Annotated in this window: 26 protein-coding genes; 9 read left to right on the top strand and 17 right to left on the bottom strand. The window is 61.9% G+C overall.

Annotation, left to right across the window (positions count from 1 at the left end):
• Positions 1-174 precede the first annotated feature (174 nt).
• On the top strand, positions 175-369 hold the full coding sequence (locus P3R82_RS01920; protein ID WP_283192788.1) for a hypothetical protein: 195 nt from the start codon (positions 175-177) through the stop codon (positions 367-369).
• A gap of 108 nt (positions 370-477) precedes the next feature.
• Here the strand turns inward: P3R82_RS01920 and katG are convergent, their stop codons facing one another.
• A complete protein-coding gene (katG, locus tag P3R82_RS01915; RefSeq protein ID WP_283192787.1) occupies positions 478-2,652 on the bottom strand; it encodes a catalase/peroxidase HPI in 2,175 nt (724 codons plus the stop codon).
• Positions 2,653-2,812: 160 nt separating this feature from the next.
• Between katG and P3R82_RS01910 the strand changes: the two genes are divergently transcribed.
• Both P3R82_RS01910 and P3R82_RS01905 read left to right on the top strand, forming a co-directional pair.
• Positions 2,813-3,772, top strand: a complete 960-nt coding sequence (locus P3R82_RS01910; protein ID WP_283192786.1) for a hydrogen peroxide-inducible genes activator — start codon at positions 2,813-2,815, stop codon at positions 3,770-3,772.
• 167 nt (positions 3,773-3,939) lie between these two features.
• On the top strand, positions 3,940-4,395 hold the full coding sequence (locus tag P3R82_RS01905; RefSeq protein ID WP_183900935.1) for a DUF2721 domain-containing protein: 456 nt from the start codon (positions 3,940-3,942) through the stop codon (positions 4,393-4,395).
• Between the two features lie 50 nt (positions 4,396-4,445).
• On the opposite strand, the gene P3R82_RS01900 is transcribed toward P3R82_RS01905, so the two are convergent.
• From P3R82_RS01900 to ltnD, 3 genes are all read right to left on the bottom strand, one after another.
• The gene (locus P3R82_RS01900; RefSeq protein WP_283192785.1) at positions 4,446-5,093 is read right to left on the bottom strand and encodes a phosphatase PAP2 family protein; all 648 of its coding nucleotides are present in this window, start codon (positions 5,091-5,093) and stop codon (positions 4,446-4,448) included.
• A 234-nt stretch (positions 5,094-5,327) separates the two neighbouring features.
• Positions 5,328-6,119 carry a 2-oxo-tetronate isomerase gene (gene otnI / locus P3R82_RS01895; protein ID WP_283192784.1) on the bottom strand — a complete coding sequence of 264 codons (792 nt, stop codon included), beginning with the start codon at positions 6,117-6,119 and terminating at the stop codon, positions 5,328-5,330.
• 1 nt (position 6,120) lies between these two features.
• Complete coding sequence (gene ltnD, locus P3R82_RS01890; protein WP_283193482.1) at positions 6,121-7,035, bottom strand: L-threonate dehydrogenase; 915 nt, start codon at positions 7,033-7,035, stop codon at positions 6,121-6,123.
• Between the two features lie 195 nt (positions 7,036-7,230).
• Between ltnD and P3R82_RS01885 the strand changes: the two genes are divergently transcribed.
• From P3R82_RS01885 to otnC, 3 genes are read left to right on the top strand one after another with little or no spacing between them, the layout of a single operon-like run.
• Entirely contained in the window at positions 7,231-8,235 is a 1,005-nt protein-coding gene (locus tag P3R82_RS01885; protein WP_283192783.1) for a LacI family DNA-binding transcriptional regulator, read from the top strand.
• A gap of 32 nt (positions 8,236-8,267) precedes the next feature.
• Positions 8,268-9,536 carry a 3-oxo-tetronate kinase gene (otnK, locus tag P3R82_RS01880; RefSeq protein ID WP_283192782.1) on the top strand — a complete coding sequence of 423 codons (1,269 nt, stop codon included), beginning with the start codon at positions 8,268-8,270 and terminating at the stop codon, positions 9,534-9,536.
• Entirely contained in the window at positions 9,533-10,177 is a 645-nt protein-coding gene (gene otnC / locus P3R82_RS01875) for a 3-oxo-tetronate 4-phosphate decarboxylase (RefSeq protein WP_283192781.1), read from the top strand. The genes otnK and otnC overlap by 4 nt, the downstream gene beginning before the upstream one ends.
• 92 nt (positions 10,178-10,269) lie before the next feature.
• Here otnC and P3R82_RS01870 read toward each other — a convergent pair whose 3' ends face one another.
• The 13 genes from P3R82_RS01870 to P3R82_RS01810 form a co-directional block, all read right to left on the bottom strand.
• Positions 10,270-10,776 carry a flavin reductase gene (locus P3R82_RS01870; protein WP_283192780.1) on the bottom strand — a complete coding sequence of 169 codons (507 nt, stop codon included), beginning with the start codon at positions 10,774-10,776 and terminating at the stop codon, positions 10,270-10,272.
• Positions 10,777-10,785: 9 nt separating this feature from the next.
• Complete coding sequence (locus P3R82_RS01865) at positions 10,786-12,081, bottom strand: LLM class flavin-dependent oxidoreductase (RefSeq protein ID WP_283192779.1); 1,296 nt, start codon at positions 12,079-12,081, stop codon at positions 10,786-10,788.
• Positions 12,082-12,088: 7 nt separating this feature from the next.
• Positions 12,089-12,847: an ABC transporter permease gene (locus tag P3R82_RS01860; RefSeq protein ID WP_283192778.1), complete on the bottom strand. Its 759-nt coding sequence runs from the start codon at positions 12,845-12,847 to the stop codon at positions 12,089-12,091.
• A complete protein-coding gene (locus P3R82_RS01855) occupies positions 12,844-13,632 on the bottom strand; it encodes an ABC transporter permease (RefSeq protein ID WP_283193481.1) in 789 nt (262 codons plus the stop codon). The genes P3R82_RS01860 and P3R82_RS01855 overlap by 4 nt, the downstream gene beginning before the upstream one ends.
• 5 nt (positions 13,633-13,637) lie before the next feature.
• Positions 13,638-14,663, bottom strand: coding sequence for an ABC transporter substrate-binding protein (locus P3R82_RS01850; protein WP_283192777.1), 1,026 nt, complete (start codon positions 14,661-14,663; stop codon positions 13,638-13,640).
• Between the two features lie 56 nt (positions 14,664-14,719).
• Positions 14,720-15,493, bottom strand: coding sequence for a class II aldolase/adducin family protein (locus P3R82_RS01845; protein ID WP_283192776.1), 774 nt, complete (start codon positions 15,491-15,493; stop codon positions 14,720-14,722).
• Positions 15,494-15,514: 21 nt separating this feature from the next.
• Positions 15,515-16,450: an ABC transporter ATP-binding protein gene (locus tag P3R82_RS01840; protein WP_283192775.1), complete on the bottom strand. Its 936-nt coding sequence runs from the start codon at positions 16,448-16,450 to the stop codon at positions 15,515-15,517.
• 363 nt (positions 16,451-16,813) lie between these two features.
• Positions 16,814-17,692 (bottom strand): nucleoside hydrolase, encoded by an 879-nt coding sequence (locus tag P3R82_RS01835; protein ID WP_283192774.1) that lies wholly within the window; start codon positions 17,690-17,692, stop codon positions 16,814-16,816.
• 58 nt (positions 17,693-17,750) lie between these two features.
• Positions 17,751-18,680 (bottom strand): cupin domain-containing protein, encoded by a 930-nt coding sequence (locus P3R82_RS01830; protein ID WP_283192773.1) that lies wholly within the window; start codon positions 18,678-18,680, stop codon positions 17,751-17,753.
• Positions 18,680-19,933, bottom strand: coding sequence for a hydantoinase/carbamoylase family amidase (locus P3R82_RS01825; RefSeq protein ID WP_283192772.1), 1,254 nt, complete (start codon positions 19,931-19,933; stop codon positions 18,680-18,682). The genes P3R82_RS01830 and P3R82_RS01825 overlap by 1 nt, the downstream gene beginning before the upstream one ends.
• A 5-nt stretch (positions 19,934-19,938) precedes the next feature.
• Positions 19,939-20,817: an alpha/beta hydrolase gene (locus P3R82_RS01820; RefSeq protein WP_283192771.1), complete on the bottom strand. Its 879-nt coding sequence runs from the start codon at positions 20,815-20,817 to the stop codon at positions 19,939-19,941.
• A gap of 43 nt (positions 20,818-20,860) precedes the next feature.
• Positions 20,861-21,997 carry a pyridoxal phosphate-dependent aminotransferase gene (locus P3R82_RS01815; RefSeq protein WP_283192770.1) on the bottom strand — a complete coding sequence of 379 codons (1,137 nt, stop codon included), beginning with the start codon at positions 21,995-21,997 and terminating at the stop codon, positions 20,861-20,863.
• 3 nt (positions 21,998-22,000) lie between these two features.
• The gene (locus P3R82_RS01810; RefSeq protein WP_283192769.1) at positions 22,001-22,783 is read right to left on the bottom strand and encodes an SDR family oxidoreductase; all 783 of its coding nucleotides are present in this window, start codon (positions 22,781-22,783) and stop codon (positions 22,001-22,003) included.
• A 295-nt stretch (positions 22,784-23,078) separates the two neighbouring features.
• On the opposite strand from P3R82_RS01810, the gene ugpC reads away from it, so the two are divergent.
• From ugpC to P3R82_RS01795, 3 genes are read left to right on the top strand one after another with little or no spacing between them, the layout of a single operon-like run.
• A complete protein-coding gene (gene ugpC / locus P3R82_RS01805) occupies positions 23,079-24,161 on the top strand; it encodes a sn-glycerol-3-phosphate ABC transporter ATP-binding protein UgpC (protein ID WP_283192768.1) in 1,083 nt (360 codons plus the stop codon).
• A 46-nt stretch (positions 24,162-24,207) separates the two neighbouring features.
• The gene (locus P3R82_RS01800; protein ID WP_283192767.1) at positions 24,208-25,512 is read left to right on the top strand and encodes an extracellular solute-binding protein; all 1,305 of its coding nucleotides are present in this window, start codon (positions 24,208-24,210) and stop codon (positions 25,510-25,512) included.
• Positions 25,513-25,527: 15 nt separating this feature from the next.
• Positions 25,528-26,466: a sugar ABC transporter permease gene (locus P3R82_RS01795; RefSeq protein WP_051961529.1), complete on the top strand. Its 939-nt coding sequence runs from the start codon at positions 25,528-25,530 to the stop codon at positions 26,464-26,466.

Here is a 26,466-nt window from a genome sequence, read left to right as displayed (position 1 = left end):
CTCTCCGGCATTGATCGCCCGAAGAAAATAAAGCTCTTCATCATTCCTATCCATAGAATAATAAATGACATTTTATTCGACATAAATGAACGGTTCGCGAGCGCTGGCGAGCCATGGAACAAGCCGCGTGCGCGATCATTAACCTCCGGTCAGCCGCGACAGGAGACGGAAGCAATGGCAAAGGACGTTACAAATCGCAGGGCGAAGGAACATGTCGACGATGACCAGAATGGTGTGATCGTTGCTGGACCCGAAGCGCATGCGCGCGAGCACGCCGGAAAAGACCCGGCGCACAAGATATCACCCGAGAAAGACAAGGCCACCGCGAAGCCTGTCGCGGGCGGGCGTGGTTCCAAAAACGCCAAATAGGGTGGCAGGCGCCGAGACGAGAGGCGACCTGTCCAAACGTAAAAACCTCCCGTACGCTATCCGCGCGCGGGAGGTTCCTTTTCAAGGCCTGCTGTAGGCCGTTTCGCTTCAGTTGGTCAGGTCGAAGCGGTCGGCGTTCATCACCTTCGTCCAGGCAGCGACGAAGTCCTTCACGAACTTCTCCTTGCTGTCGTCCTGAGCATAGACCTCCGCATAGGCACGCAGCACCGAATTGGACCCGAAGACGAGATCGGCACGCGTCGCGGTAAAGCGGACGGCACCGGTCTTGCGATCGCGGATCTCGTACGAGTTGCGGCCGGTCGGGACCCAGGAATAGGTCATGTCGGTCAGCGTGACGAAGAAGTCCGTGGTGAGCGCTCCAACCTGGGACGTGAAGACGCCATGGTTCGAGCCGCCATGGTTGGCTCCGATGACGCGCAGGCCGCCAACGAGAGCCGTCATTTCCGGCGCCGTCAGACCCATCAACTGGGCGCGGTCGAGGAGCAGTTCCTCGGCGCTGACCACATAGTGCTCCTTCTGCCAGTTGCGGAAACCGTCGGCCAGCGGCTCGAGCGGCGCGAAGCTCTCGGCGTCGGTCTGCTCGGCGGTGGCGTCGCCACGGCCGGCCGCGAATGGCACCTGGATATCGAAGCCGGCAGCCTTGGCCGCCTGTTCGACACCGTAATTACCGGCCAGCACGATGACATCGGAAACCGAAGCACCGCTTGCCGCCGCGATCGGTTCCAGTACGGCGAGAACGCGGGCAAGGCGTTCCGGCTCGTTGCCGGCCCAGTCCTTCTGCGGCGCCAGGCGTATGCGGGCGCCGTTGGCTCCGCCGCGATTGTCCGAACCGCGGAAGGTGCGGGCGCTGTCCCATGCCGTGCTGACGAGGTCGGAGACGGAGAGACCGGACGCGGCAATCTTCGCCTTGACCGCCGAGACGTCGTAGCTCGTGCTGCCCGACGGGACCGGATCCTGCCAGAGCAGATCCTCGGCCGGAACATCCGGGCCGATGTAGCGCGCCTTCGGGCCCATGTCGCGGTGGGTCAGCTTGAACCATGCGCGCGCGAAGGCATCGGAGAATGCGGCGAAGTCGTCGCGGAAGCGCAGCGAGATCTCGCGGTAGATCGGGTCTACGCGCAATGCCATGTCTGCGTCCGTCATCATCGGGTTGAGACGGATGCTCGGGTCTTCCACATCGACGGGCTTGTCGGCATCGGCGATCGAGATCGGTTCCCACTGGGTGGCACCGGCCGGGCTCTTGACCAGATGCCATTCGTGCTTGAACAGCATTTCGAAGAAGCCGTTGTCCCATTTGGTCGGCTCGGTGGTCCAGGCGCCCTCGATGCCTGAAACCACGGTATTGCGGCCGATCCCGCGTCCCTTGGTGTTCAGCCATCCGAGACCCTGGGCTTCCGGACCCGCCGCTTCAGGATCGGCGCTGAGGTCGGCGGGATTGCCGTTGCCGTGGCTCTTGCCGATGGTGTGACCGCCAGCGGTGAGTGCAACGGTTTCCTCGTCGTCCATGCCCATGCGGGCAAAGGTCTCGCGCATCTGTGCGGCCGTGGCGAGCGGATCCGACTTGCCGTTGACACCCTCGGGGTTGACGTAGATCAGACCCATCTGGACGGCCGCGAGCGGGTTCGAAAGCGTTGCGGGCTTTGCGACATCGCCATAGCGACCATCACTCGGCGCAAGCCATTCCTGTTCGTCGCCCCAATAGACATCCTTTTCCGGCTGCCAGATATCTTCGCGGCCGAAACCGAAGCCGAAGGTCTTCAAACCGGCGACGTCATAGGCGATCGTGCCGGCGAGCGCGATCAGGTCGGCCCAGGAGATACGGTTGCCGTACTTCTTCTTGATCGGCCACAGCAGGCGGCGGCCCTTGTCTGTGTTGACGTTGTCCGGCCACGAATTCAGCGGTGCGAAACGCTGGTTGCCGGTGTTGGCGCCGCCACGACCGTCGGCCGCGCGATACGAGCCGGCCGCGTGCCAGGTGACGCGGGCCATCATGCCGACATAGCTGCCCCAGTCGGCCGGCCACCACTCCTGGCTTTCGGTCATCAGCGCCCTGAGATCGGCTTTCAGTGCCTCGACGTCGAGCTTCTTCAGCTCCTCGCGATAGTTGAAATCCTTGCCGAGCGGATTGGTCTTGGTGTCGTGCTGGCTGAGAATGTCGAGGTTCAGCGCGTTGGGCCACCATTGCGTGACGGATTTGCCGAGTGCCGTGTTGCCACCGTGCATGACCGGACACTTGCCGGCCGATTGTGTCTTCGTGTCCACGTTAACTCTCCCTAAAATTCGAACTCGGGTTGACGTCGCGTGCCAATTGTTCTTCGCGGGCCAGGGAACCGGCTGGCGGTTCAAGCCCCGAGATAGGGAATAAGCAACTCCCTCGATAAATTCCAATTGTATATTCTAAAGAGTCTGATAGCTTTTAATTATGATTGGCCTATCCATGAAGCATCTCCGCTATTTCGAGGCTCTGGCGAGGCTTGGGCATTTCGGCCGCGCCGCCGAAGCCTGCTCGATTTCCCAGCCGGCGCTATCCGTACAGATACGCGAACTCGAGGAGTTGATCGGCGCGCCGCTGGTGGAACGTGGTGGCAGGCAGATCAGGCTGACCAGCCTCGGCGAGGAATTTGCCGAACGCGTGCGCGGCATTCTGCGCTCGGTCGATGATCTCGCGGAACTGGCGCGCGCCACGCGGACAACGCTTGCCGGGCGGCTTCGCATCGGCGTCATTCCGACGATTGCCCCCTATCTTCTGCCCGATGTCATCAAGACTCTGACGCAGCGTTATCCCGGGCTCGACCCGCGCCCACGCGAGGCGGTCACCCAGCGGCTGATCGAGGATTTGCACGAGGCAAGGCTTGATGCGGCCATCGTCGCCCTGCCCGTCTCCGAGCCGACGCTCGAGGAAATCCCGCTCTTCAACGAGGAGTTCGTTCTGGTGCGCCCGCTCGAGGACGCCGGCAAGCCGGTTCCAAGTTCGGAAATGCTGCACGCGATGCGCCTGCTTCTTCTCGAAGAGGGCCATTGTTTCCGCGAGCAGGCGCTGTCGTTCTGCAACATCGCCGCCGCGCCGCCTCGCGAACTCATGGAAGGAAGCTCGCTGACCACGCTGGTGCAGATGGTGGGCGCCGGCATCGGCGTCACCCTGCTGCCGCAGATGGCGGTGCGTACGGAGACACGCTCGGCCGATGTCAGCGTGTTCCGCCTGCTGGAACCCCGCCCCTTCCGCACGATCGGCATGATATGGCGCAAGACCAATCCGCTGGTATCGCAATTCGGGCCAATCGCGGAAATCGTCCGCGAAGCCGGTGCTCGCAGAACTTACGAATTCGAAGATCTGTCGCAGTCACCGCCCGCGGTCATGTTTGATGTGTCCAGTCGGAGCTGAAAATCAGGCTCGGCCATGATGCGGAAGACTTGACGGAGAAGGCCGGCCCTTGCCCTGCCAGGGGCGTTGGCGGTAGTGTCGCCCGGCATCGCGACGGCAACCCTTGCGGCATGACCGGCCTCTTACGGGGACGCGCGCGGATGATGCGTGACTTGCGAGGAAGCGTCGTGGATACACCTCCTGTTGTGATCGACTATGCCGGCGTCATCCAGACGTCGCTCGCGCCAGTCTTTCTGTTGGCGGGTACCGCGGCCTTTGTCGGGATCTACGCCACCCGCCTCGGACGCGTCTCGGACCGGTTGAACGAGGTCGTCGAGAAAGACATTCCGGACGACAGGCGACAGCGGCAACTCATCTATCTTCGTCGGCGCACGCTGGTTCTGGAGATCGCCGTCATTCTCGGTGTCGTTGCCGGCATCAGCACCTGCGGAGCGATCCTTAATCTCCTGTCCGGCGCGCTCGATATCCGCATCCGGCCTTTGAACCTTTTCTGGTTCTTCGGCACCGCTATCGTCGCGCTCATGCTGTCGCTCATCGCCTTCCTGCTGGAATTGATCGCAGCTGGCCGCAGCATCCTCCTCCAGATCCGCGACAACAATCGTGACCCCGGGGTGGGCTCCTAGAAGCCGATTTGCTCCGCACGCGGAAATACGGAATTTCCGACGATTGAGCTTCAGTTGATACGGATGCCGCCCTTGCGGTCGTCGATCGCCTCTTCGAGAGCCAGCATACCCGCGAAGACGGTGACGGAAACGAGCACGCCGAGCGTGGCGTCGGATGCATAATGAGCCCCGACCACGACGCGAAGGGCGGCGGTCGTGACCGAGGCGATGATCACCGGAGGCGCTATCCATGTGCGATATCGCGGCGGCAACAGAAGGAGAAGGCCGATCAGCCACCCCGCCCCGGACGCCTCGCCGGAGATGAACGAGCAATTGCGTTCGCATGCCCCCCCGAACGATCCCGCTGGCATGAATGTCATCTGCCCACCAAACAGGTCTGTTTGTGACGGACGCGGACGGCCGAATTGCTCCTTGAAAAGCAGGCTCGTGATCAAGCCGGCGCTCACACCCAGGCTTGCCAGAGAGAGCCAGAGCCGGCGCACCGGCAGGTAATTACGGACCCTGCGCGACACCCCCGCCAAAACCAGGGCGGCCAGGATAGTCGCTGCAGCCACGTAGGGCAAAGCGTAAAGGGTCCAGCGAAGGGTTCTCGCCCAGGTCTCGGCGCCGATCGTGAAAGACCCGCACGAATTCCCCGGCGATAGTTCCATGCAGAGCGGGCTGCTGAAGAACAACGCCGAAATCTTGATGTCGATCATCGGCCAAGCGTGAAAGATCGCCAGCAGCGAGAACCATAGCGCCACCAGGATGAAAAACGCCTCCGCGTATGTCCGCCGACGGGCAGCGATTTGCAATGTCATCATGGTCGGCTCTCTTCGCCAAAAGATATGCCGGCCATATTTCGTCATCGCCTGACGTGAACCTGAACGCTCGCTCTCAATTCCTTACGAATTGGTCACGAATCCGTAAGCAGTGCGTGTGAACGCACAGTGTCAGAGCATTCCCGCATGCCGGGAGCCGAGCTTCCTCGTCCATCCAAGTCCGGCGACCGTTTCCCCCGCCGGCCGGTACTCGCAACCGACATAGCCCTGGTAACCGAGCTCATCGAGCGCCGCGAATATCCTGAAATCGTCGAGTTCGCCGGTTCCCGGCTCGTTGCGCTTCGGCACGGAGGCGATCTGCACGTGCCCGATGAGAGGCATCGCCTGTTCGAGGCCGACAAGCACGTCGCCATGGATGATCTGCCGGTGATAGATGTCGAACTGCAGCTTGACGTTGCGATGGTCGAGATCGGAAATGAAGCCGATGGCGCGATTGAAATCGTTCAGGAAATAGCCGGGCATATCGCGGCCGTTGATGGGCTCGATCACCAGGCCGATACCGTCCCGCGCCGTCGCGTCTGCGGCATAGGCTAGCGCGTCACGGTAGGCGGCGATGGCAGCCGTATCGTTCGCATCGGCGATCCCCGCCATCATGTGCAGGAGCGGCGATCGGATGGTCCTGGCGTAGTCGATCGCCTTGCGCACCCCATCACGGAACTCGTCGCGGCGTTCCGGTAAGGCCGCCAGGCCACGCTCGCCCGTGGCCCAATCGCCCGGCGGCATGTTGAACAGTGCCTGCTTCAACCCGGCCGCGTCCAGCTTCTCGGCGATGACATCGGCGGGGTGATCATAGGGGAAAAGGTATTCGACGGCTTCGAAGCCCGCATCGGCTGCGGCCTGGAAACGGTCGAGAAAAGCGTGCTCGTTGAACATCATGGTGAGGTTGGCGGCAAAACGCGGCATATCAGGCCTCCTTGTCCATGCCGGGCAGTTGCAGCCCTGCAATCGAAGCCAGAAGACGCGCGACGGAGGAATCATCGTCCCGCCCCATGCCGGCCGCCTCCGTCATGACGAAAAGCTGCAGGGCGGCGCTGGCGATCGGCAGCGGAAATTTCCGTTGGCGGCCGATGTCGGAGACGATGCCGAGATCCTTGGTAAAGATCGAGACGGCGCTGTGGGGCGTATAATCACCGGCAACCACATGCGGAATGCGGTTTTCGAACATCCAGCTGTTTCCAGCCGACTTGGTGATGACGTCGAAGACCCGGGATATGTCGAGCCCGAGGCTCTTGGCGAAGGTGATCGCTTCGCAGGCGACGGCGATATGGACGCCGGCAAGCAGCTGATTGACGATCTTGAAGGATGATCCGATACCGACGTCGTCCCCGAGTTCGTAGACCGTCGCCGCCATGGCGTCTAGCGCCGGCCGCGCTGCGGCAAAGCTCTCGGGCGAACCGGACGCCATGAAGGTCAGCGCGCCGGCATCCGCCTTGACCGAGCCGCCGCTTATCGGCGCATCGAGATAAAGTACGCCATGTTCGCCGGCTCTGCGCGCGAATTCCTTGGCCTCCGCCGGGGAGATGGTAGCCGACGATATTACCACGGAACCAGGCGTCAGCGCGGCAACGGCGCCTTCGGGGCCAAACAAAACAGCTTCGGTCTGCGCCGCATTGATGACGACGACAACGACGATCCCCGCATCCCTCATAGCCGCGGCCGGCGTGGTGAACGGCGAGCCGCCGGCCGCCTCGAGGCTGCCCAGAGCCGCCTCGCTGATATCGCACCCGGAGACGGTGTGGCCGGCACGTAGCAGCGAGCGTGCCATGCCAAGCCCCATCGAGCCCAATCCGACGACTGCGACGTGGGTGGATGCGGTCATCATCGCTTGTTCCTTTCAAATCCGCGCATCAATATCGAGCCCTGGACAGGCGAAAGCCTCGAGAGCAGCGCCAGAATGAAGAATCTCAGCGCTAACATAAAAAAGTAATCACATCCTCTAGCAATCTTCAAGCGGAATATGTTAGCGCTGAGATAACGAAGGATGCGACGGGCGTCGCCATGGAAGGGAGGCCATATGACGCGATATGAAGTTCCCACCCTGGCGCATGTGGCCAAGCTCGCCGGTGTCAGCGAAAACACGGTGTCACGCGTCATCCGCAACAAGGGATCGATCGCGGAGGACACGCGCAACCGCGTCGTCAAGGCGATCGAAACGCTGGGTTATGTTCCCAATCGCGCGGCGGGATCGCTTGCCTCGTCCGGCTCGCTGCTGATCGGTGTCCTCCTGCCGTCGCTGTCGAACGTCGTCTTTCCCGAGGTGCTGCAGGGCATCCATGCGGCCCTCGCCACGACCGCCTACCAGCCGATGGTCGGCGTGACGAACTACGATGCCGGCAAGGAGCAGGACATCCTTTCCTCGCTGCTCGCATGGCAGCCGGCCGCGATCGTGACCACCGGCTTCGACCACACGCAAGCGACGCGGCGTATGCTGAGCAACAGCCGCGTGCGCGTGGCCGAGCTGATGGATATCGATGCCGAGCCCATCGACGTGGCCGTCGGTCTTTCGCACCGGCAGGCCGGATACGCGACCGGGCGCCACCTGATCGAGCGCGGTTACCGTCGCATCGGTTATGTCGGCCATGACTGGGCGGCCGACCGGCGCGCCCGGCTGCGGCATGATGGCGCTTGCCAGGCGCTGTCCGAAACCGGTTTGACGTTGCGGGCCGAAGAACGCTTCGACGGGCCGAGCTCGACGATGGCGGGCCGCGATACGCTCGCGACATTGCTGGCGCGCGCGCCCGATATCGACGCCGTCGTCTTTTCCAACGACGACATGGCCGTCGGCGGCTTCTTCCATTGCCTTGCGACCGGCATTGTCGTGCGCAAACAGCTTGCCCTCTTCGGCTTCAACGGCCTCGACATCGGTCAGGCACTGCCGATGCCGCTTTCGACGGTACGATCCAACCGGTTCCTGATCGGCAAGACGGCCGTCGAAAGGCTTCTGGAAAGCCCCACGCGGCCCGAGCAGCGCGTGGTTATCGACACTGGCTTCGACATTATCGAAGGCGCGACGGCCTGACGAATGTCTCTATATCTTGGGAGTGAGTAAACATGCTTTTAGGCGCGGTGGCGGATGATTTGACGGGAGCGACGGACCTTGCTCTGACCCTGTCTCGGGAGGGAATGCGAACGGTTCAGGTGGTCGGCATTCCGCCTGCCGATTTTAACTATGGAGACGCGGAAGCCGTCGTCGTCGCGCTGAAATCGAGAACGATTCCGGCAGCGGAAGCCGTCTCCTTATCTCTCGACGCCTGCCGTCGCCTGATCGCAGCCGGCGCCGAGCAGATCATCTTCAAATATTGCTCGACCTTCGATTCGACGCCTGAGGGCAATATCGGCCCGGTCGCAGAAGCCCTGCACGCGTATTTGGGCGGCCCGCTCACGCTCGCCTGCCCCGCCTTTCCCGCCAACGGGCGGACGGTCTATCGCGGTCATCTCTTCGTCGGCGACATGCTGTTGTCCGATAGCCCGATGAAGGACCACCCGCTGACGCCGATGACCGATTCTAACCTCGTTCGGGTGTTGCAGCGGCAGACGGCGCTCAAGGTCGGACTGGTGAACCGCGACGTGGTGGGCAAGGGTAGCGATGAGATCGGAGCGGCCTTCCGGCAGGCGTCGGATCGGGGTGAAGGGATCGTCGTCGTCGACGCCGTCACCGATGACGATCTGCGCGCGATCGGACAGGCGGCGGCCGGCATGCGGCTGATCACCGGCGGTTCCGGCATCGCGATCGGGCTGCCCGAAAACTTCCGCCGCGCCGGCAAGTTGCGCCCGCATCGCGCCGAGAGCGGCATCGCCGCGCCGCAGGGCAAGGCCGTGATCCTCGCCGGCTCGTGCTCGGCGGCCACACGCCGCCAGGTTTTGGTCGCGATCAAGGCCGGGACGCCGGCGCTGAAACTCGATCCGCTCGACATCGCGGCCGGTCGCACCACCGTGGATGCGGTCGTCGACTGGGTGGCACCGATCACCGGCGCCATTCCGCTTGTCTATTCAAGCTCCGAGCCGGATGACGTGAAGCGGGCGCAACAGGCACTCGGGCGTGACCGGGCGGGCGAATTGGTGGAGCATCTGCTGGCGGAGGTGGCGTTCCAGCTGACAGGTCGGGACTATTGCCGCTTTCTGGTCGCGGGGGGCGAAACCTCCGGCGCGGTGGTCAACCGGCTTGGCGTCCAGGCGCTGTTCATCGGCCCCGAGATCGATCCGGGGGTCCCATGGACGGTGAGCATCGGCCGCGAGAAGCAGCCGCTGGCACTCGCGCTCAAATCCGGAAACTTCGGCGGCGACGACTTCTTCTTGCGGGCATGGGATCTGGTGCGATGACGGCGATCATTTCTGAAGAAACAAAATTGCGGGACGAGATCGCGAGCGTCGGGCGGTCCCTGTTCGACCGGTCGCTGACCTTCGGCTCGACGGGCAACATCAGCGCGCGGCTGAGCAATGGCGACATGCTGATGACGCCGACCAATGCCTCGCTCGGCAGCCTCGATCCGGCACGCCTCTCCCGCTTCTCGGCGGAAGGTGTGCATGTCGATGGCGACAAGCCGACGAAGGAAGCGTTCCTGCACCAATGCATGTATTGCCAGCAGAAGATGAGCGGCGCCGTCGTGCATCTGCATTCCACCTACGCGGTCGCCGTCAGCATTCTCGACGGCGTCGACCCGACCGACGTCCTGCCACCACTGACGGCCTATTACGTGATGCGCGTCGGCAAGCTTCCACTCGTCGAGTACTTCCCTCCCGGTGACCCCGCGCTCGCCACCGCGGTCGCGGAAAAAGCGAAGGACAGCCATGCGGTGCTCCTTGCCAACCATGGCCCCGTGGTCGCGGGCAAGACGTTGCGCGAAGCGCAATACGCGACCGAGGAACTCGAAGAGACCGCGAAGCTCCACCTCCTGCTTCGCCCGCACAAGGTCAGGCCACTGACGGCGGCTCAGAAAGCCGAACTGTTGTCCCCTCAGTAGCTGTAGGCCGGCAGCCAACGGTATGCGCGTCTCATGACAAACACAGATCGTGTCGACGTGCGTGGGTACGCTTTTGAATGTTCTGCAAACGCTTATGCCCCGACGGTCACATAGCGTCGCGCGCAATAGAGGAGTGCATCCTGGCTCTCGGCGGCGTTGACGCCGATCACACGGCCAAAGAGCACCCGATGCGTTCCTTGATCGAGCGCGTTTGTCAACTCGCATTCGAAGCTGACCAGCGCATCCTCTAGAACAGGCGCGCCGGTATTGCCTTCGACCCATCCGCCAGTCGCGAAGCGTTCGGCCATCGGGGTCTTGCCGCCGAAGAGGTTGGACAGCGCTTCGTGGCTCGGGGCGAGCGTGTTGACGCAGAAGAAGCGCGCGGTCTCGAAAGCCGGAAAGCAAGAACTCGTTCGGTTGATACAGGCGAGCAGCGTGGCAGGCGTGTCGCTGACGCTGCAGACGGCGGACGCCGTGAAGCCATAAGGCCCGTCACCGGCGCGCGTCGTCACGATATTGACCGCGGCGCCGAGGCGCGACATGCCGTGGCGAAAGGCGGCGCTCTCCACGGTCTCGAAGCTGTGTCCCATCATCCCCATGTCGCGCTCCTAAACCCGTTCCGGCCGTTCGAAACCCATGCGGTCGCGCAACGTTTTACCCTCGTACGCGGTACGGTAGAGGTCCCGCTGCTGCAGGATCGGCACGACCATATCGACGAAATCGGTCAGGCCATCGGGGAAGTGCGACGGCATGATGTTGAACCCATCGGCGGCGCCTGTTGCAAACCAGGTCTCAAGCGTGTCGGCGATATACTCCGGCGTCCCGCACAACACCCAATGACCGCGCGCGGCCGCCATGAGGTTGTAGACATCCCGTAGGCGCATACTCTCTCGCCGCGCCTTGTCGAGCATGACCTTGGCGAAGGCGTGATAACTGTCCGATGGCTTCAAGTCCTCGGGAATGGGGCCGTCGAGATCGTAGACGCTCATGTCGATCCCGAAGCGATCGGAGAGCAGCGACAGGGCATTGGTCTCGCTGATGAAGCCCTGAAGCGCTGCGAGCTTATCATGCGCCTCACGCTCGGTGCGGCCGACGATCGGCATAACACCCGGCAGGATCACCATGCTGTCTTCCGTGCGATCGTATTTCGACAGTCGATCCTTGACGGAGCGGTAGAAGGAGCGCGCCTCGTCGAGATCCTGTGTGACCGAGAAAACGACATCCGCCGACTTCGCCGCCAGTTCCTGGCCGGGACCAGAGCCACCGGCTTGCAGAATGATCGGTTGGCCCTGCGGAGAGCGGCCGATGTTCAGTGGTCCCTTGACCTTGAAATGCGCGCCCTCGTGGTCGAGGCAGCGAACCTTGGCCGGATCGATATAGAGGCCGGTCGCACGGTCGGCGACGATCGCGTCGTCCGCCCAGCAGTCCCAGAGGCCGCGAACAACCGTCACGAATTCCTCGGCGATCTCATAACGCTTGGCATGATCCGGGTGGATCGTTCCGAAGTTCGCCGCTGCCGTCGGGTTCGCCGTCGTCACCGCGTTCCAGGCCGCGCGGCCGCCGCTCAGGTGATCGAGCGACGCGAAGACGCGGGCGACCGTGAAGGGATCGTTGTAGGTGGTCGAGACGGTGGCGCCGAGGCCAATATGTTTCGTCGCGCCGGCGACGGCCGAGAGCAGCGTCAGCGGCTCGAGCCGCGCCGTGTAAGAAGGATGCGCCGCCGGATCGGCGTGCAGGTTGTCGCCCATGAAGATCAGGTCGAAGAGGCCGCGCTCAGCTTCCTGCGCGATGGCGCGGACCTGATCGATATCCTGGAAACAGTCGATCGCGCCCGGCATCCGCCATCCGGCGACATGGCTGCCGGTACCGAGAAGGAAGAGGCCGAAGTGAATCTTGCGTGTCATGTTATGCTTATCTCCAGAAGACGTAACGCCGCTCTACGAAGCTGATCGCGCCGAAGAACACGAGGCTGATCGTCGAGGCGACGATGATGGCGGCCCAGACCTTGACGAAGTCGATCTGCAGCACCGCCTGATAAATGACCCAGCCGAGGCCGCCGTAAGCGCCGAGCATCTCGGTGACGATGGCCACCAGAACGCTGCGCACGGTCGAGACGCGCATGCCGGCGATGATCAGCGGCAGCGCGGTCGGCAGGCGCAGCCGCCAGACGATGGCAAACTCTCCCGCGCCGAAAGAGCGGATGAGATCGACCGTCTTGCGGTCGATCCGGTCGAGGCCGGCGATGGTGCTGAGAAAGATCGTGAAGGAAACGGCGATCGCCACCATCACCACCTTCGACGTCATGCCCATGCCGAACCAGAGCAGGACAAGCGGCGAATAGGCGACGACGGGCACCGAGTTGATGGCGGTCGCCAACGGCAGGACGACGCCGCGCGCGGCGGGGATAATGGTGACAAGCACCGCGAGCGACATGCCGATGGCGCAGCCGATCACGTAGCCCGCGATGGCCTCTCCTGCCGTAAAGGCGGCGGCGTCGAGGAGCGTGGCCGAGTCGGATACAATTCCAGCCAGAATGCTGCTGACGGATGGCAGTACGTAGGACGGCAGGTTGAGGCCTCGCGCCGACAGCTCCCATATCGCGGCAAGCAACAACGCTCCGGCGATACCACGCCCGATCTGACGCAGGTTTTCCTTAGGTTGGCTGTTCATTTCTCGCTACCCCAGAAGACAATGTGGCGCTCTACCCAGGTCACGACGCCGTAAAGCCCCATCCCAAGGCAGGCGGAGACGACGATGGTTGCCCATATGCCGACGACGTTTTCATTGTACATCGCCTGTAGCAGCAGCACGCCGAGACCGGTGGTGTCACCGAACCACTCGCCGACGATCGCACCGACGAGGGCAAGCGAAGAGGCAAGCTTCAGCGCAACGAAGATTTGCGGCAGGGCGGCCGGTAGATAGATCCGCCGCAGAATCTGCCCATCCCTGGCGCCGAAGCTGCGCATGAGCTGGACCTGCTTCGGATCGACCGACGAAAAGCCCAGAATCGCGTTTACGGTGACCGGCAGGAAGCTGACGTAAAAGGAGATCACCGCCTTTGCGAACAGCGTATTGCCGAACCAAAGCACGACCACGGCGCCGAAGGCGACAACGGGAATGGTCTGCGACACGATGAAGAGCGGGAAGAACAGCTCGCGAAGCACCGTCCAGCGGTGAAAGACGACCGCGACAGCCACGCCGAACAGACTGCCGGCGACGAAGCCGACCGCGGTCTCGAGGAAAGTCCGCCACAGGCCGGAGAGATAAGCGCCAGGCGTCGCCATGATGTTGGCGGCGATGGCGCTTGGGCGCGGCAGATAATAGGGGCGTATACCGAAGGCCATGACGATGACTTCGATCGCCAGAAGTCCGGCGACCAGCCACAAGATTGGTTTTACCGCGGCGGAGATCCTACCCGTCGAAATGACGGGCAGGTCTGTCGCGGATGGGTTCATTCCAGTCACAGGCGTCGTTCCTCGGCCGGAATCTTGTCGATGAAGCTCGCGTTGAAAGCCTTGTCGAGATCGACCGGCTTTGAGATCACGCCGTATTTGGCTAGAAGCTCGTTGGCGGAGCCGACGGCGGCCTTGTCGATAGTGAAGATGCCATCGGTCGATGCTTTGCCCGCGGTCATGAGCGTCTTGATCTCGGACAGCATGAATTCCTGCTGGGCGCGGTCAAGCGTCGGTGCGATCTTCATGATGGTGTCGATTGCTTCCTTCTCGTTGGCGAAGGCTGCCTTCCAGCCCTTGACGCTGGCGCGCAGGAACTTTTCGACGAGCTCGGGTTTCTCGTTGGCGGTCTGCTCGGAGACGATCAGCGTATCGCGCGGGAAGGAGACACCGCTATCCTCGGGTACGAAGAGGTTGAGGTTTTCCTTGCCCACCCGCTGGTTGATCACATAAAGCTCGTTGTAGCGGGTGGCGGTCACGACATCGACCTGCTTGTCGACGAAAGGCGTGACGGAAACCTGCTGCGGCTGGATATCGGCTTGCTTGGGATCGATACCTGCCTTTGACAGCATCGCGGAAAGCACGTGGTTGGCGCCGGTGAACCAGGTCGTGATCTTCTTGCCGTTGAAATCGGCTACGTTCTTCACAGCCCCGTCCTTGCGCGAGACGAAAACGAATGGCGTCTGCTGATGGGAGACGCCGATGCAGACGATCGGCAAGCCCTTGTCGCGTGCGGCAAACACGCTGTCGGTACCACCAGAGAGCCCAAAGGTGTCGGCGCCGGTCGCGACGAGGTTTTCGGTCAGAAGGTTCGGGCCACCGGGGTTGATGGTGAGGTTTATGCCTTCGTCCTTGTAGTAGCCCTTTTCAAGCGCCACGTAGAAGCCGGCGAACTGCGCCTGGGTGAGCCACTTCAGGCGCAGGCTGGCATTGACCATCTCCTGCGCTCCGGCAGGAGCGGCTGACATGCCAAGCGCGGGAAGCGTCATGGCGGTGGCAGCCAGTGCTGCGATCACGTTACGTCTGTTTAGCATGAAACCCTCTTTTATATTGTTCGTGACTTGTCGTTGTCTTCTCCCCCCTGATGCGCTTACTGCCGGAAGTCCGAGCCTTCCCTGTCGAGCTGACGCAGAAAAGCCGGCCACTCCCTTTCGCCGGCAATAAGAATATCGCCCTTGCTCTCCCAGAACTGGCGCGCCGCCTTCTCGCAAACGTCGTGCGGCGGGATGACCATCTCGACGCCGGATGCGGCCTGAAGATCGAGCTGGATGCGCGCGGCGCGCTCGAAATAGTAGAGCAGCATGAAGGCCTCGCCCGGCGTGCGACCGATGGTCAGGATCCCATGGTTGCGCATCAGCATCACCTTGTTGCCGCCGAGATGGCTGATAAGGCGCTCCTGCTCCGCCAGATCGATGGCGACGCCTTCATAGGCGTGGAAGGCCTGGCGCTGATAGAAGCGCATGGCGAACTGGCTGAGCGGCAACAGGCCGTCCTTCTGGCAGGAGACCGCGACGCTGGAATCCGAATGCGTGTGCAATACGCAGACGGCATCATGGCTCGACTTGTGCAGCGCGCCATGGATGACGAAGGCCGCCTTGTTGACCGTATATGGCGTATCGTCGAGCTTATTGCCCTCGATATCAATCTTCACGAGGCTCGACGCGGTGATCTCCTCGAACAGGAAGCCGTAGGGGTTCAGAAGAAACTGATCCTCGTGGCCGGGCACGCGCATCGAGATGTGGTTGTAGATCAGATCGTCCATGCCGAGCCGGGCAACCATACGGTAGCAGGCGGCAAGATCGACGCGCGCCTTCCATTCGTCTTCGGCGATGTGGGCCGGGCGCCCCGAATAATGGTCCGTCATACTCTGTTTCCTCGTTCTCTATCAGTGTCCAGCGACCTGGAAGGACTTCATGCTTTCCTCCTCGATTGCCTCGAGAAGGGTCTTCTTCAGTGCAATAAATTCGGGAGATGTGACGATGTCGGCCTTGCGCGGACGCGGCAGGTGGACCAGCTGTTCGAGTTTAACCTTGCCCGGACGCGCGGTCATGACCAACACGCGATCACCCAGAAAGATTGCCTCGTCGACATCGTGTGTGATGAACAGCACCGTGCGCTTGTGCTTCTGCCAGACGTCGAGCAACCAACGCTGCATCATCGTGCGCGTGAGGGCATCGAGCGCACCGAACGGCTCGTCGAGCAACATCAGATCGCGCTTGAACAGGAAGGTGCGCATCAGCGCCACGCGCTGGCGCATGCCGCCCGAGAGCTGGTTGGGATACTGCTTCTCGAAGCCGGCGAGACCGAACTCGGGGAGCATTTCCATGGCCAACTTGCGCGCTTCGGCGCGCGGCACGCCTTCGATTTCAAGCGCCAGAATCGCGTTGTCAATGACGTTGCGCCAGGGCAGCAAGAGATCGCGCTGCGGCATGAAAGACACCTTGCCGAGGAGATCCGATGCCGTGGAGCTGACACCCTTGAGGCGCAGGATATTGCCCGGATCCGGCTCTTCCAGGCCGGCGAGGATGTTGAAGAGCGTGCTCTTGCCGCAACCGGACGGACCGACCACGGTGACAAGTTCACCGGGGCGAATTGATACATCGAGATCGCTGAGTGCCTTCGTCGCGCCGAATGTCTTCGAGACGTTCCGCAACTCTATGAGCGGCTTTCCATCATCCACGGCCTCGGCGGCCTCGAGCAACGAAGGATCTGGGGTGGCAGCTCGCGCCTTTCGCGGCTTTAGCAACTCGATCAATCCCATGGCACCGGAGGTTGGCCGCCGAGGGAAGAATTCGGTTGGCGTAATCGCCCTGTCAGTCATGCTCACCGCTCCTGTCACGTATGCAAATCTTGATCAAAGAAATACAAGCAAGCCCTATGCCAGATGCATATCAGTCTTCACTTTCATTCAAATAGCTCCTTCTGCACCACATCCTGGAAGCCGCCGCGCTCCCAAGGGCATTTCTGGCTCTTAAGATATACGGAATATGCCATTTGAGTATTCAAATAATCGATATTCGTGTTCTGAAAATGCTAATTGTTGTGCACGGAAATGGATATTTTTTAGCCACTCGCAATCAAGGCCCGAAATGGCGGCAAATCGACATCTCTGGCACATGCACGCAAAAAAGACCGGAAGCGACATCGCTCCCGGTCTACCAAAATCAATAAGGAAGACCTGCGCCTAGGAAAGAGCCCGCTTCATCATCTCGAAGAAGCCATCGTTCGATGCCGTCTCAACAACTCGCGCATTGACCTTGAACTCCGGCCAGCGGTTGCCGAGCACCGGCGGGTGAACGGCGGAGAAGCCTCGCGTGATTTCACCCGCGGTCTCGATCCGGACAACCGCGTCCCGGGCACTCTCGATCAGATCGGCATTGAGTGCCATGGCGCAGGTGAGAGAGTCAGGATGCGTGCTGATCGGGCGACCGTAACGCGCCTCGGCGGTCTTGCGCGGCACCGCCGAAACCTTGCGGTAGAACTCCGAAAGCGGCGTGTTCATCGCAAAGATTTCATCGAGCTGGTCCGCTTCGAACAGGCTGGAGCGCATGGTAAGCGTCCAGGTCGAGAGCGTGATGTTGAAGCCAGCCTCGAAGACGATCTTCGCCGCTTCCGGATCGATGAAGAAGTTGTACTCGGCGCACGGCGTGATGTTGCCGACCGAGTTGTCGGTACCGCCCATGATCCAGAGATGGCGAACCGCCTTGGCGATGCGCGGCTCCTTCATCACCGCCAGCGCGATGTTGGTCAGCGGCGCCTGGGCGAGGATGTCGATCTCGCCAGGCTCCGCCATCACCTTCTCGATGATCGCATCGACGGCATGCATCGTCTCGGGCCGCTGACGGGCGATCGGCAGGTTGGCGCCGCTCATGCCGTCATTGCCGTGCATGGTAGAGGCTTCCCACGACTTGACCATCGGCCGCCGCGCGCCGCAGTAAACAGGAACGCTGCCTGAGAAGCCGGCGGCCTCGATGGTCGCCAGCGCGTTCTCCACCTGCTGGTCGAATGGCACGTTGCCGACGCAGACGGTCACCGCCTCCAGCGTAGAGCCCGGCGTCTTCATGGCCAGCAGCAGGGAATAGGTATCATCCCCGCGGTATCGGTATCGATAATCAGCCGCATCAGTAGAACTCGAATCCCATGGTGCGGGCATGATAGTAGAGGCCACCATCCTGCACGATCAGAAATTCGGCGCGGGTGTCGCCGTCATTGTGGTGGCTGTGCTTGGCAGCAGCAGGCGTTACCAGCGTTGCCCAAGGCGACCAATCGCATTTCTCTTCGGCAACCATGGAGTAAGCAGGGTCTCCGGCGACGACCAGCGTGATGGCGGCAGAATTGTGCTTGTGCGGCGGCTGCGCACTCTTCGGCTTCAGCGTGTTCAGCGAGAGCGTCATGGTTGGCGTGATGTTGCGGGCGGCTTCTGTCTTTTCAGCCGAGAATATCAGCGCGTGACCCGATGTCGAGGCATTGGCGTTCGAACTGTAGACGACATCCAACTGATGTGTGATTTCATCGGCCGGATAATGCACGAACTGCACCGCGGCTTCCGTGCCGGTGACAGGAGCGGAGGTGTCGAACTTCAGCTGCGGATCATTGCCGACAGCCCAGAAGACGCAATCGTCCTTGGCGGTGATCGCGGACGTGACGCCACCCGGCATAAGGAAGACATCGCCCTTGCCAAGCGTCGCCTTCTCGTCACCGACGACGAGGCTGGAGCTGCCCTTGATGACATACCAGATCGAGGCCGTGTTTACGAGCGTCGTATCCAGCGTTTCGCCGGCTTTGACCACAGCATAGCGAGCCAGCATCAGTGGCGTCGTCGCTGCAAAGCCGCATTCCATCTTCTGGGACTGGTCGCAGTTGATGAAGCCGGTCTTCTCCATCTTCATCGCCTCAGCCGGTTCGTCCATGAAGATGTGCCCCGGCACGGCGGGAAGCTTTATGTTGAAGGCATTGCCGGAATTGAAATAGCGGCTGCGCGCCTCCGCTGCGTTGGCGGGCTCGCGCGGCAGTTGGACCGGCATTTCGGCCATGTCGTTGGCTGTGCTCATCATGCATCTCCTTGGTTGAACGAAACACCCGCTTCCTCCAGAAGCAGGTCGAGAAGAACGGTCGCTCCGGCGGCGACATGATCCGGCTCGGACCATTCGTCCGGATGGTGGCTGATGCCGCCCCGGCAGGGAATGAAGATCATGGCGGAACGCGTCAGCGGTGCCATTTGCCGGGCGTCGTGTCCGGCTGCGGAAAGAACGTCCAAGTGCGACAATCCATGCCGGTCCGCCGACACGCGGATCGCCTGCTTCAGCCCTTCGTCGAAACCATTGGATGGCGCATCGACGAGACGGCGGATCTCGACCTGGCAGGCGTCGGCCTCCGCGCATGCGATTTCCTCGAGGCGGGCGCCGCACGCTTCCAGCAAGGCATTTTCGGGATGACGCAAGTCGATGCGGAAGATGACTTTAGCCGGGACGACCGACGGCGCATTGGGCTCGACCACGACACGGCCGATGGTGAACTTGATCAGTTCCTCGCCGGCCACGGCATCATGCATCCGCGTCGCCATGCGCGCGAAAGCCTGCAACGCATCCTGCCGGCGGGCCATCGGCTCGGTACCGGCATGGGCCTCGCGGCCGGTGATCGTGATGTCGTAAGTCTTCTTGCCCTGGATGCCGGAGACGACGCCGATGACGGCCCCTTCCGTTTCCAATACATCCGCCTGCTCGATATGAGGTTCGATGTAGGCGTGGATCGGAAAGCCTAGCGCGCGACGTGGCAGCTCGGGGAACGCCGCATGCAGCGCGCCAAGGGCATCGCCGACGCTGACGCCATCGGCGTCGCGCACCGCCATCACTTCCTCAGCTGTGCGCAGCCCGGCGAAAAGCTCGGAGCCCATCATGCCGGGAGCGAAGCGGCTGCCCTCTTCGTTCATCCAGCCGACGACCGTGATCGAACGCTCGAGTTTCAGGCCAGCTTCCCATATCGCTGTCACGGCCTCCAGGGCCGCCATCACGCCGAAAGCTCCATCAAAAAGACCGCCTGTCGGCTGACTGTCGATATGACTGCCGGCGACGACAGGCGCCAGTAGAGGAACTGAACCCTTGAGCGTCAGAAGCAGATTGCCCGCCGGATCGGTGGATGCTTCGAGGCCGGCCTCGGCGCCCCATGCGATGATCCGGCGCCAGGCCAGGATTTCCTCGCCCGACAGTGCCTGGCGATTGACGCCGCCGCCGGGCAGCGCGCCATCCTCGCCGAGCGCCATCAGGCGGGTCCAGAGACGATCGGGAGAGATTACGGGCCGCGCCATGTCCTTTACTCCGTCCGCATCACCTGACCGGGATCGGCACGGGGATCGCGCACTTTCCAGGCGCCCTGCTCCACCTGGGCAATGAAATCGGACACGAGAGAATTGAACAGCGCCGGCTCTTCGAGGTTCAGCGTGTGGCCCGTCTTGGGAAGGATGGCGAGACCCGCGGCCGGCAGCACTTTCTTGAGGTAGATCGAAGGCTGCAGGCAATGATCGTCCTCGTCGCCGGTCATGACCAGCGTTGGCACCATCATCGTCTTCAACTGCGCTTCGAGATCCCAGAAGGACGGGCGGCGGCACTGGACACCGCGCATTGTATTGGCGGCACCGACAGCCGAGTGATGCGACAGGCGTTCGGCGAAGGCCGCCCAGCCGCGCGGGTCCTTGTTCTGGAACTGCACCCGGCTGGCACCGAGCGAATAGATCTTCGAGAATTCGGCCGGATCCTTCTCGAAATTGTCAGCGACCTTCAGCGAGGTATTGCGGAAATAGTCGGCCGTTTCCCGCTCCGTGCCGTAACCGGCGCCGGCGACAGTCAGCGAAAGCGCGCGCTCCGGCGTGCGAAGGCCGAAATGTAGGGTGGCGAAGCCGCCCATCGACAGGCCGACGATATGCGCCTTCTCGATGCCGAGCGCGTCGAGCACGGCAACCGCATCGTCGGCGGCGTTGGCCTGCGAATACATCTCGATATCAGCGGGGATGTCCGACGGCGCATAGCCGCGCGCCGCATAGGTGATGCAACGGTGACGACGGGCAAAGAAGCTCATCTGCGGTTCCCAGGCATCGTAGTTGCCGCCAAACTCGTGGATGAACAGGATCGGCGTTCCGCTCTCTCCTGCCGTCTCGTAGTAAAGCTTCGTTCCATCCTTGGCGGTCGCGTACATGTGAAAGCCTCTTTGCCTCGTATCGTCGATGGATATGCCGGCCCTAGAAAAGGGCCGGTACGTCGTTGAGCGTGCGCGCCGTTTCGATGTAGCGCGGCAGGCCTTCGCAGAAACGCTCGGCCCAGGCCGATGGCACCGAGGTCGAGACCTTGATGAAGCGATCACCGAAAGCGGCCGTGTGGTAGCGGCCCTGGCGGATCATCACGCCTTCGCGGCGGGCAGCTTCGACGATGGCCTCGGGAGATACGCCGGTTGAGGCGGTTTCAAGAACCAGGAAGTTGCCGTGCGAGACCGGGATCGGAACCGAAAGGCCAGTGGCTTTCGCGGCCTCGATGATCATCGCCTTGTTGGCGCTGTCGATGCGACGCACGTCCTTCATCCATTCAGGTTTGACCGAAAGACCGGCCATCGCCGCACGCTGGGCCACGACCGACGCGCCAAGCACCGAGGTGGAGGCCGCCGAAAACTCGTCGACCAGCTTCGGTTCGGCGACGAGAGCGCCGATCCGCATGCCGGCAAGACCGAGCCACTTGGAGAACGACAGCGAAACGACCGTGCCCTCGGGGGCGACCTGCAGCACCGGCGTATGGCCGTCGGCGAAATCGCGATAGGTGCAATCGTGGATCAGCAGCGCGCCAACCGAACGGGCGATCTCGGCGAAGGCTTCGATCTCCTCGCGGTCATAACGGATGCCGAGCGGATTGTTCGGATCGACTATGTAGATGATGGCGCAGCGCTCATCGACATTGGCGCGTAGCGCTTCCGGCGTCAGCTTGTAGTTGACCGAGGCGTCGTAGATCGGAATCTGGATCACTTGCGCGCCTGCCTGTTCGGCGAACATGCACGGCCACTTCCAGGTCGGATCGGTGGTGATAAACGTAGTACCAGGCTTCGACCGCGCTTTGCAGATCATCGCGAGCGCATTAACGCCGCCTTCAGTGACGAGCGCTTCAACCGAGGTTCCGGCGACGCCGAGATCGGCAACGATCGCGCTGCGCAGCGCCTCGAAGCCCATCGGCGGGGCATAGGCATTGAACTCGCCGGCTTCGACCGAGCGGATCATGGCTTCAGCGACCGCCGGATGGGCGGGCACGTGGTTGGTGTTCTGACCCATCCAAGCCAGGTCAGGCGTCGAGAAGAGGTCGTCGAAATAGCGGTTGCGGGTGCGAGCGTCGGCCATGGATCAGATCACCGAGCCGCGCGCTGCGATGCCGCCGTCGATCGTGACGACCGTGCCGCTGATGTAGCCAGCCTTCGGCGATGCCAGGAAGACGCAGAGATCGGCGACTTCCTCGGCGGTTGCCGGACGCTTACCCGGATACTTGTCGTAGAGTTCTTCCCAGCGGCTCTCGTCGCCGAGCATGTCGATAGCCTTCCGCTTCATGATTTTGAACATGCGCGGGGTATCAACCGGGCCGGGGTTGACGCCGACGACGCGGATGCCTTCATCCATGCTGCGGCCGCCAAGCGCCTTGGTGAAGCTCATCAGCGCGGCATTACCTGTGGAGCCAGCGAAGTAGGCGGCATCCCAGTTCTCGCCGGAATTGCCGATGACGTTGATGATGACACCACCCTTGCCTTTGCGGCGCTTCCAGAATTCGCGCGCCAGCGTGATGTAGCCGAACACCTTGAGGTCGAAGCCGCGACGGATCGATTCGTCTGTGACATCCTCGATGGAGCCGGCGGGAATATCGCCAGCGTTGTTCATCAGAATATCGTAGTCTCCGCAGGCCTTGTCGAGCGCCACCATGGCGTCGGTCGTGCCAAGGTCGGCCTCGTGCACGGTAACGTTGACCGGATACTGCGCCAATTCCGCCTTCAGTTCTTCCATCGCCGCGCCGTTACGGGCGGCAAGGTGAAGGTGACATCCTTCCGCAGCAAGCACCTTTGCGATGGCATGGCCGATGCCCTGCGAGGCCCCTGTGATCAGCGCCGTCTTTCCAGCAAGATTAAGTTTCACCTGCATCTCCTATGTGAATACATATTTCGTATTCTTGCATACGCTGATTTGACGTCGTGTCCATAGGCGTGCCACTAAAATATCGAAAAATTTTTCTATCTATCATGAAGCTGAGGAATTTATTCGCAGTCTTTGCAAACCGAAAAGGCGCCCAGCCCATTTCATGGGCAATATCGCACTTATTTGAGAAAACGTATTTTATGTATACGAATATCTATTGCGCGAATACTGAAATGACATAATGTCACGTTCAGGCCTTCGGGCACGAATGACACCTGAAACAGACGGCTGGAATATCCTCATGGCAGATGTGTCCCTCAAAAATGTGGGGAAGACTTACGAAAACGCTTCGGCGAACACGATCGAGAACCTGAACCTGGACATTCGCAGCGGTGAGTTCGTGGTGCTTGTCGGCCCATCGGGCTGCGGCAAGTCGACGACGTTGCGGATGCTGGCGGGGCTTGAAGAGCTGACGGACGGAGAGATCTGGATCGGAGACCGGCGTGTGGACGAGCTGGAGCCGCGCGATCGCAACATTGCCATGGTGTTCCAGAACTACGCGCTCTATCCGCATATGACGGTGGCGCAGAACATGAGCTTCGGCCTGAAGCTGTCGGGTATGGACAAGGCCGAGATCCGCCGCCGTGTCGAGGAAGCCGCCAAGGTGCTGGATATCTCCGCTCTGCTGGAGCGCCGGCCCAAGCAGCTCTCGGGCGGCCAGCGCCAGCGTGTGGCCATGGGCCGCGCGATGGTCCGCGATCCCGCGGTCTTCCTGTTCGACGAGCCGCTTTCCAACCTCGATGCGAAGCTGCGCGGCCAAATGCGCGCGGAAATCCGCCGGCTGCACAAGCGTCTGAAGGCAACCACTGTCTACGTCACCCACGATCAGGTCGAGGCGATGACGCTCGCCGATCGCGTGGTGGTGCTGAACAAGGGGCTCATCGAGCAGCAGGGTACGCCGCAAGAGCTCTATGAGCGTCCGGCGACCCGTTTCGTCGCTGGCTTCATCGGTAGCCCGACGATGAATTTCCTACCAGCCGAGGTCATTCTGGATGGTGAGACGCCGACGCTGAAGTTCGCGGGTGCCACGCTGGCCGTTCCCGCCGACAAGCTCGACGCCTTGAAGGCTTTCGCCGGCCGCCGCGTCGAAGTCGGCCTGCGTCCCGAACATTTCCTGGCCGACGGTGCAACAGAAATCTCGGTGCCGGTCGACATGGCCGAACTGCTCGGCCCGACGACACTTGTCCATTTCACGCTTGAGGGCGTCTCCTGTTCGGCCATGCTGCCGCCGGAACTTGCGGCAGCCGAGGGGCAGATGCAGTCGCTGCGCATCGCCCGCGATCGCATGTCCCTCTTCGACCCGGATACCGGCCGCGCCATCTGACGCGACCACTGCCTGCACGACGACAAAAAAACAAGGAGAACAGCCGATGAATGCCCGCATACTCTTTCTCGCCGGCCTGCTTGGCGCCACCGCACTCGGCGGTACTGGCGCATTCGCCCAAGATGGCGTTGCCTGTACCGGTGACACCACGACGCTACGCATTCTGCGCACGCCAGGAAACTACCCCTATCCCGCGCCTATGGAAGCCTGGCAGAAGGCAAATCCCTGCGTCAAGTTCGAGATCAACGAAGTTCCCTTCGCCCAGCTTGCCGATACGATCTCCGTTCAGGCGGCAAGTTCCAACCCGCCTGACGTGCTTGTCTATGACGGCCCGAACACCCAGTCCTACGCCGCCTCGGGCATCCTGCTGCCTTTGACCAAGTACCTGCCCAAGGGCTGGGATGAAGATGTCCTTCCCGCAACCAAGGCCGAGCACAGCTACGAAGGCGAGGTCTATTCGCCCGGCATCGAGCAGACCACCGTCGCCATGTACTACAACAAGAAGCTCGTCGAAGCCGCCGGCATCAAGCCGCCGCAGACGCTCGACAAGGCCTGGACCTGGCCGGAAGCACTGGCTGCCTTCAAGGCCTGCCAGCAGGGCCCGGCCGGCGCACCAAGCGTCTGGGGTCTCGGCCCGACCCGCTTCGGCAACGGCCAGCCCGGCCTCGTTTACCAGGACTTGATCTACCAGCGGTCAGCCGGCGACCCGAAAGCCGACCCGGCAAGCTCCGCCTATAAGACCTACTGGGCGCTATCCAAGGACGGCAAGTCTGTGGAGGGATATCTGAACACGCCGGAAGCGGTGGAAGCGCTGAAATTCTATCAGTCGCTGTTCAACTCCGAAGGGGTCGCACCCAAGGTAGGCATTCCGAACGCCTTCTTCGACGCCAAGGCCTGCTTCTACATTGATACGCCAGCCGCCGGTAATGCGCTTATCAAGGATCCGAAGATCGAATGGGGCACGACCCCCATCCCCTACTTCAAGACACCGATCGTTCACACTGGCTCGACCACGATCGGCGTAACGGCGCGTTCCAAGAATGCGGACATCGCGGCCAAGTTCGTGGTCGACATGTCCACGGGTGAATACGCCTATATGAACGTCAGCCAGCGCGGCAACCTTCCGACGCTGAAAAGCCTGTTCCCACGCTTCGAGACCTATAACGCCTATCCGATGAAGGTGTTCGTCGACCAGCTTCAGGAATGGGGCCAGCCGCGTCCTCCGGGTCCTAAGTTCGCCCAGTACGACAAGCTCGTCACGGATTCTCTGCGTGCCGTCGCCTTCGGCGGCGATCCGGCCGATCTGATGGCCGACGCCGAGAAAAAAGTACAGCGAGTTCTTGATCGCTAAGCATTGGACGCAAGAATGTCGGTCTCAAATACCCTATCCACGGCTTCGGCCAAACCAAAGACGCGAAAGCCCGCTACGAAGCGGCAGAAGCGCGATTGGCTGTTTGCGGCCGGCTTCCTTGCGCCGTTCATGATCCTGTTGCTGGTCTTCCAGTACGTGCCCTTGCTCGTCATGGCCCGCAACAGCGTCTATGATTACTCCCTGCTCAATCCGGCCGCCGCCAAGTTCGTCGGGTTGCGCAATTTCACCGACATGATCGATTATGACGATGCCGCCGTCTCCTTCGGCGTCACCTTCCTCTTCGCGCTCGGCGTCGTCGTCTTCGTCATCCCGGTGGCCTTCTCGCTGGCACTCTTCCTCAATTCCAAGCTGCCGGCGCGCGGCTTGGTCCGTACCATGATCATGCTGCCGGTCGTGACCTCCTCCGTTGTCGTCGCCACCATGTGGTCCTTCTTGCTCGACCCGTCGAACGGTCTGATCAACGGCGTGCTGAACATCGTCGGCATCGGCAACCAACCGTTCCTCACTTCGACAAGCCAGGCGCTTCCCGCCTTGATCGCCATGACGCTATGGCAGCAGGTGGGCTTCGGCGCCATCCTCTTTCTGGCCGGCCTGCAGGGCCTGCCGGTGGAACTGACGGAGGCCGCCCGTATCGATGGCGCCACCCGCCGCCAGGTGCTCTGGAACGTGACGATTCCGCTTCTCTCCCGTACGACGCTCTTCGTCGTCGTGATCATGACGGTCTTCTCGCTGCAGGCCTTCGCGCCCGCCTTCCTGATGACCCAGGGCGGACCGCAGGACAGCACCAACCTGATCGTCTACCACATCTACAACAGCGCCTTCATCATGCAGCAGGCCGGCTATGCCTCGGCGCTATCCGTGGCACTGCTGCTCGTGGTGCTCGCCATCTCCATGGCGCAGATGGCCCTGCTGCGCTCTCGCTGGAATTACTGA

The sequence above is a fragment of the Rhizobium sp. AN80A genome, from assembly GCF_030053015.1.
Taxonomy (GTDB): domain Bacteria; phylum Pseudomonadota; class Alphaproteobacteria; order Rhizobiales; family Rhizobiaceae; genus Rhizobium; species Rhizobium metallidurans.
Note: the sequence above shows the minus strand (reverse complement) of the source record. Positions and strands in the feature narration are given on the sequence as shown.

Coding starts and splice junctions, on each gene's coding strand:
- P3R82_RS01920 (WP_283192788.1), top strand. CDS start 175: ATGGCAAAGGACGTTACAAATCGCAGGGCGAAGGAACATGTCGACGAT.
- P3R82_RS01910 (WP_283192786.1), top strand. CDS start 2,813: ATGATTGGCCTATCCATGAAGCATCTCCGCTATTTCGAGGCTCTGGCG.
- P3R82_RS01900 (WP_283192785.1), bottom strand. CDS start 5,093: ATGATCGACATCAAGATTTCGGCGTTGTTCTTCAGCAGCCCGCTCTGC.
- otnI (WP_283192784.1), bottom strand. CDS start 6,119: ATGCCGCGTTTTGCCGCCAACCTCACCATGATGTTCAACGAGCACGCT.
- ltnD (WP_283193482.1), bottom strand. CDS start 7,035: ATGACCGCATCCACCCACGTCGCAGTCGTCGGATTGGGCTCGATGGGG.
- P3R82_RS01885 (WP_283192783.1), top strand. CDS start 7,231: ATGACGCGATATGAAGTTCCCACCCTGGCGCATGTGGCCAAGCTCGCC.
- otnK (WP_283192782.1), top strand. CDS start 8,268: ATGCTTTTAGGCGCGGTGGCGGATGATTTGACGGGAGCGACGGACCTT.
- otnC (WP_283192781.1), top strand. CDS start 9,533: ATGACGGCGATCATTTCTGAAGAAACAAAATTGCGGGACGAGATCGCG.
- P3R82_RS01870 (WP_283192780.1), bottom strand. CDS start 10,776: ATGGGGATGATGGGACACAGCTTCGAGACCGTGGAGAGCGCCGCCTTT.
- P3R82_RS01865 (WP_283192779.1), bottom strand. CDS start 12,081: ATGACACGCAAGATTCACTTCGGCCTCTTCCTTCTCGGTACCGGCAGC.
- P3R82_RS01860 (WP_283192778.1), bottom strand. CDS start 12,847: ATGAACAGCCAACCTAAGGAAAACCTGCGTCAGATCGGGCGTGGTATC.
- P3R82_RS01855 (WP_283193481.1), bottom strand. CDS start 13,632: ATGAACCCATCCGCGACAGACCTGCCCGTCATTTCGACGGGTAGGATC.
- P3R82_RS01850 (WP_283192777.1), bottom strand. CDS start 14,663: ATGCTAAACAGACGTAACGTGATCGCAGCACTGGCTGCCACCGCCATG.
- P3R82_RS01845 (WP_283192776.1), bottom strand. CDS start 15,493: ATGACGGACCATTATTCGGGGCGCCCGGCCCACATCGCCGAAGACGAA.
- P3R82_RS01840 (WP_283192775.1), bottom strand. CDS start 16,450: ATGACTGACAGGGCGATTACGCCAACCGAATTCTTCCCTCGGCGGCCA.
- P3R82_RS01835 (WP_283192774.1), bottom strand. CDS start 17,692: ATGAAGACGCCGGGCTCTACGCTGGAGGCGGTGACCGTCTGCGTCGGC.
- P3R82_RS01830 (WP_283192773.1), bottom strand. CDS start 18,680: ATGAGCACAGCCAACGACATGGCCGAAATGCCGGTCCAACTGCCGCGC.
- P3R82_RS01825 (WP_283192772.1), bottom strand. CDS start 19,933: ATGGCGCGGCCCGTAATCTCTCCCGATCGTCTCTGGACCCGCCTGATG.
- P3R82_RS01820 (WP_283192771.1), bottom strand. CDS start 20,817: ATGTACGCGACCGCCAAGGATGGAACGAAGCTTTACTACGAGACGGCA.
- P3R82_RS01815 (WP_283192770.1), bottom strand. CDS start 21,997: ATGGCCGACGCTCGCACCCGCAACCGCTATTTCGACGACCTCTTCTCG.
- P3R82_RS01810 (WP_283192769.1), bottom strand. CDS start 22,783: ATGCAGGTGAAACTTAATCTTGCTGGAAAGACGGCGCTGATCACAGGG.
- ugpC (WP_283192768.1), top strand. CDS start 23,079: ATGGCAGATGTGTCCCTCAAAAATGTGGGGAAGACTTACGAAAACGCT.
- P3R82_RS01800 (WP_283192767.1), top strand. CDS start 24,208: ATGAATGCCCGCATACTCTTTCTCGCCGGCCTGCTTGGCGCCACCGCA.
- P3R82_RS01795 (WP_051961529.1), top strand. CDS start 25,528: ATGTCGGTCTCAAATACCCTATCCACGGCTTCGGCCAAACCAAAGACG.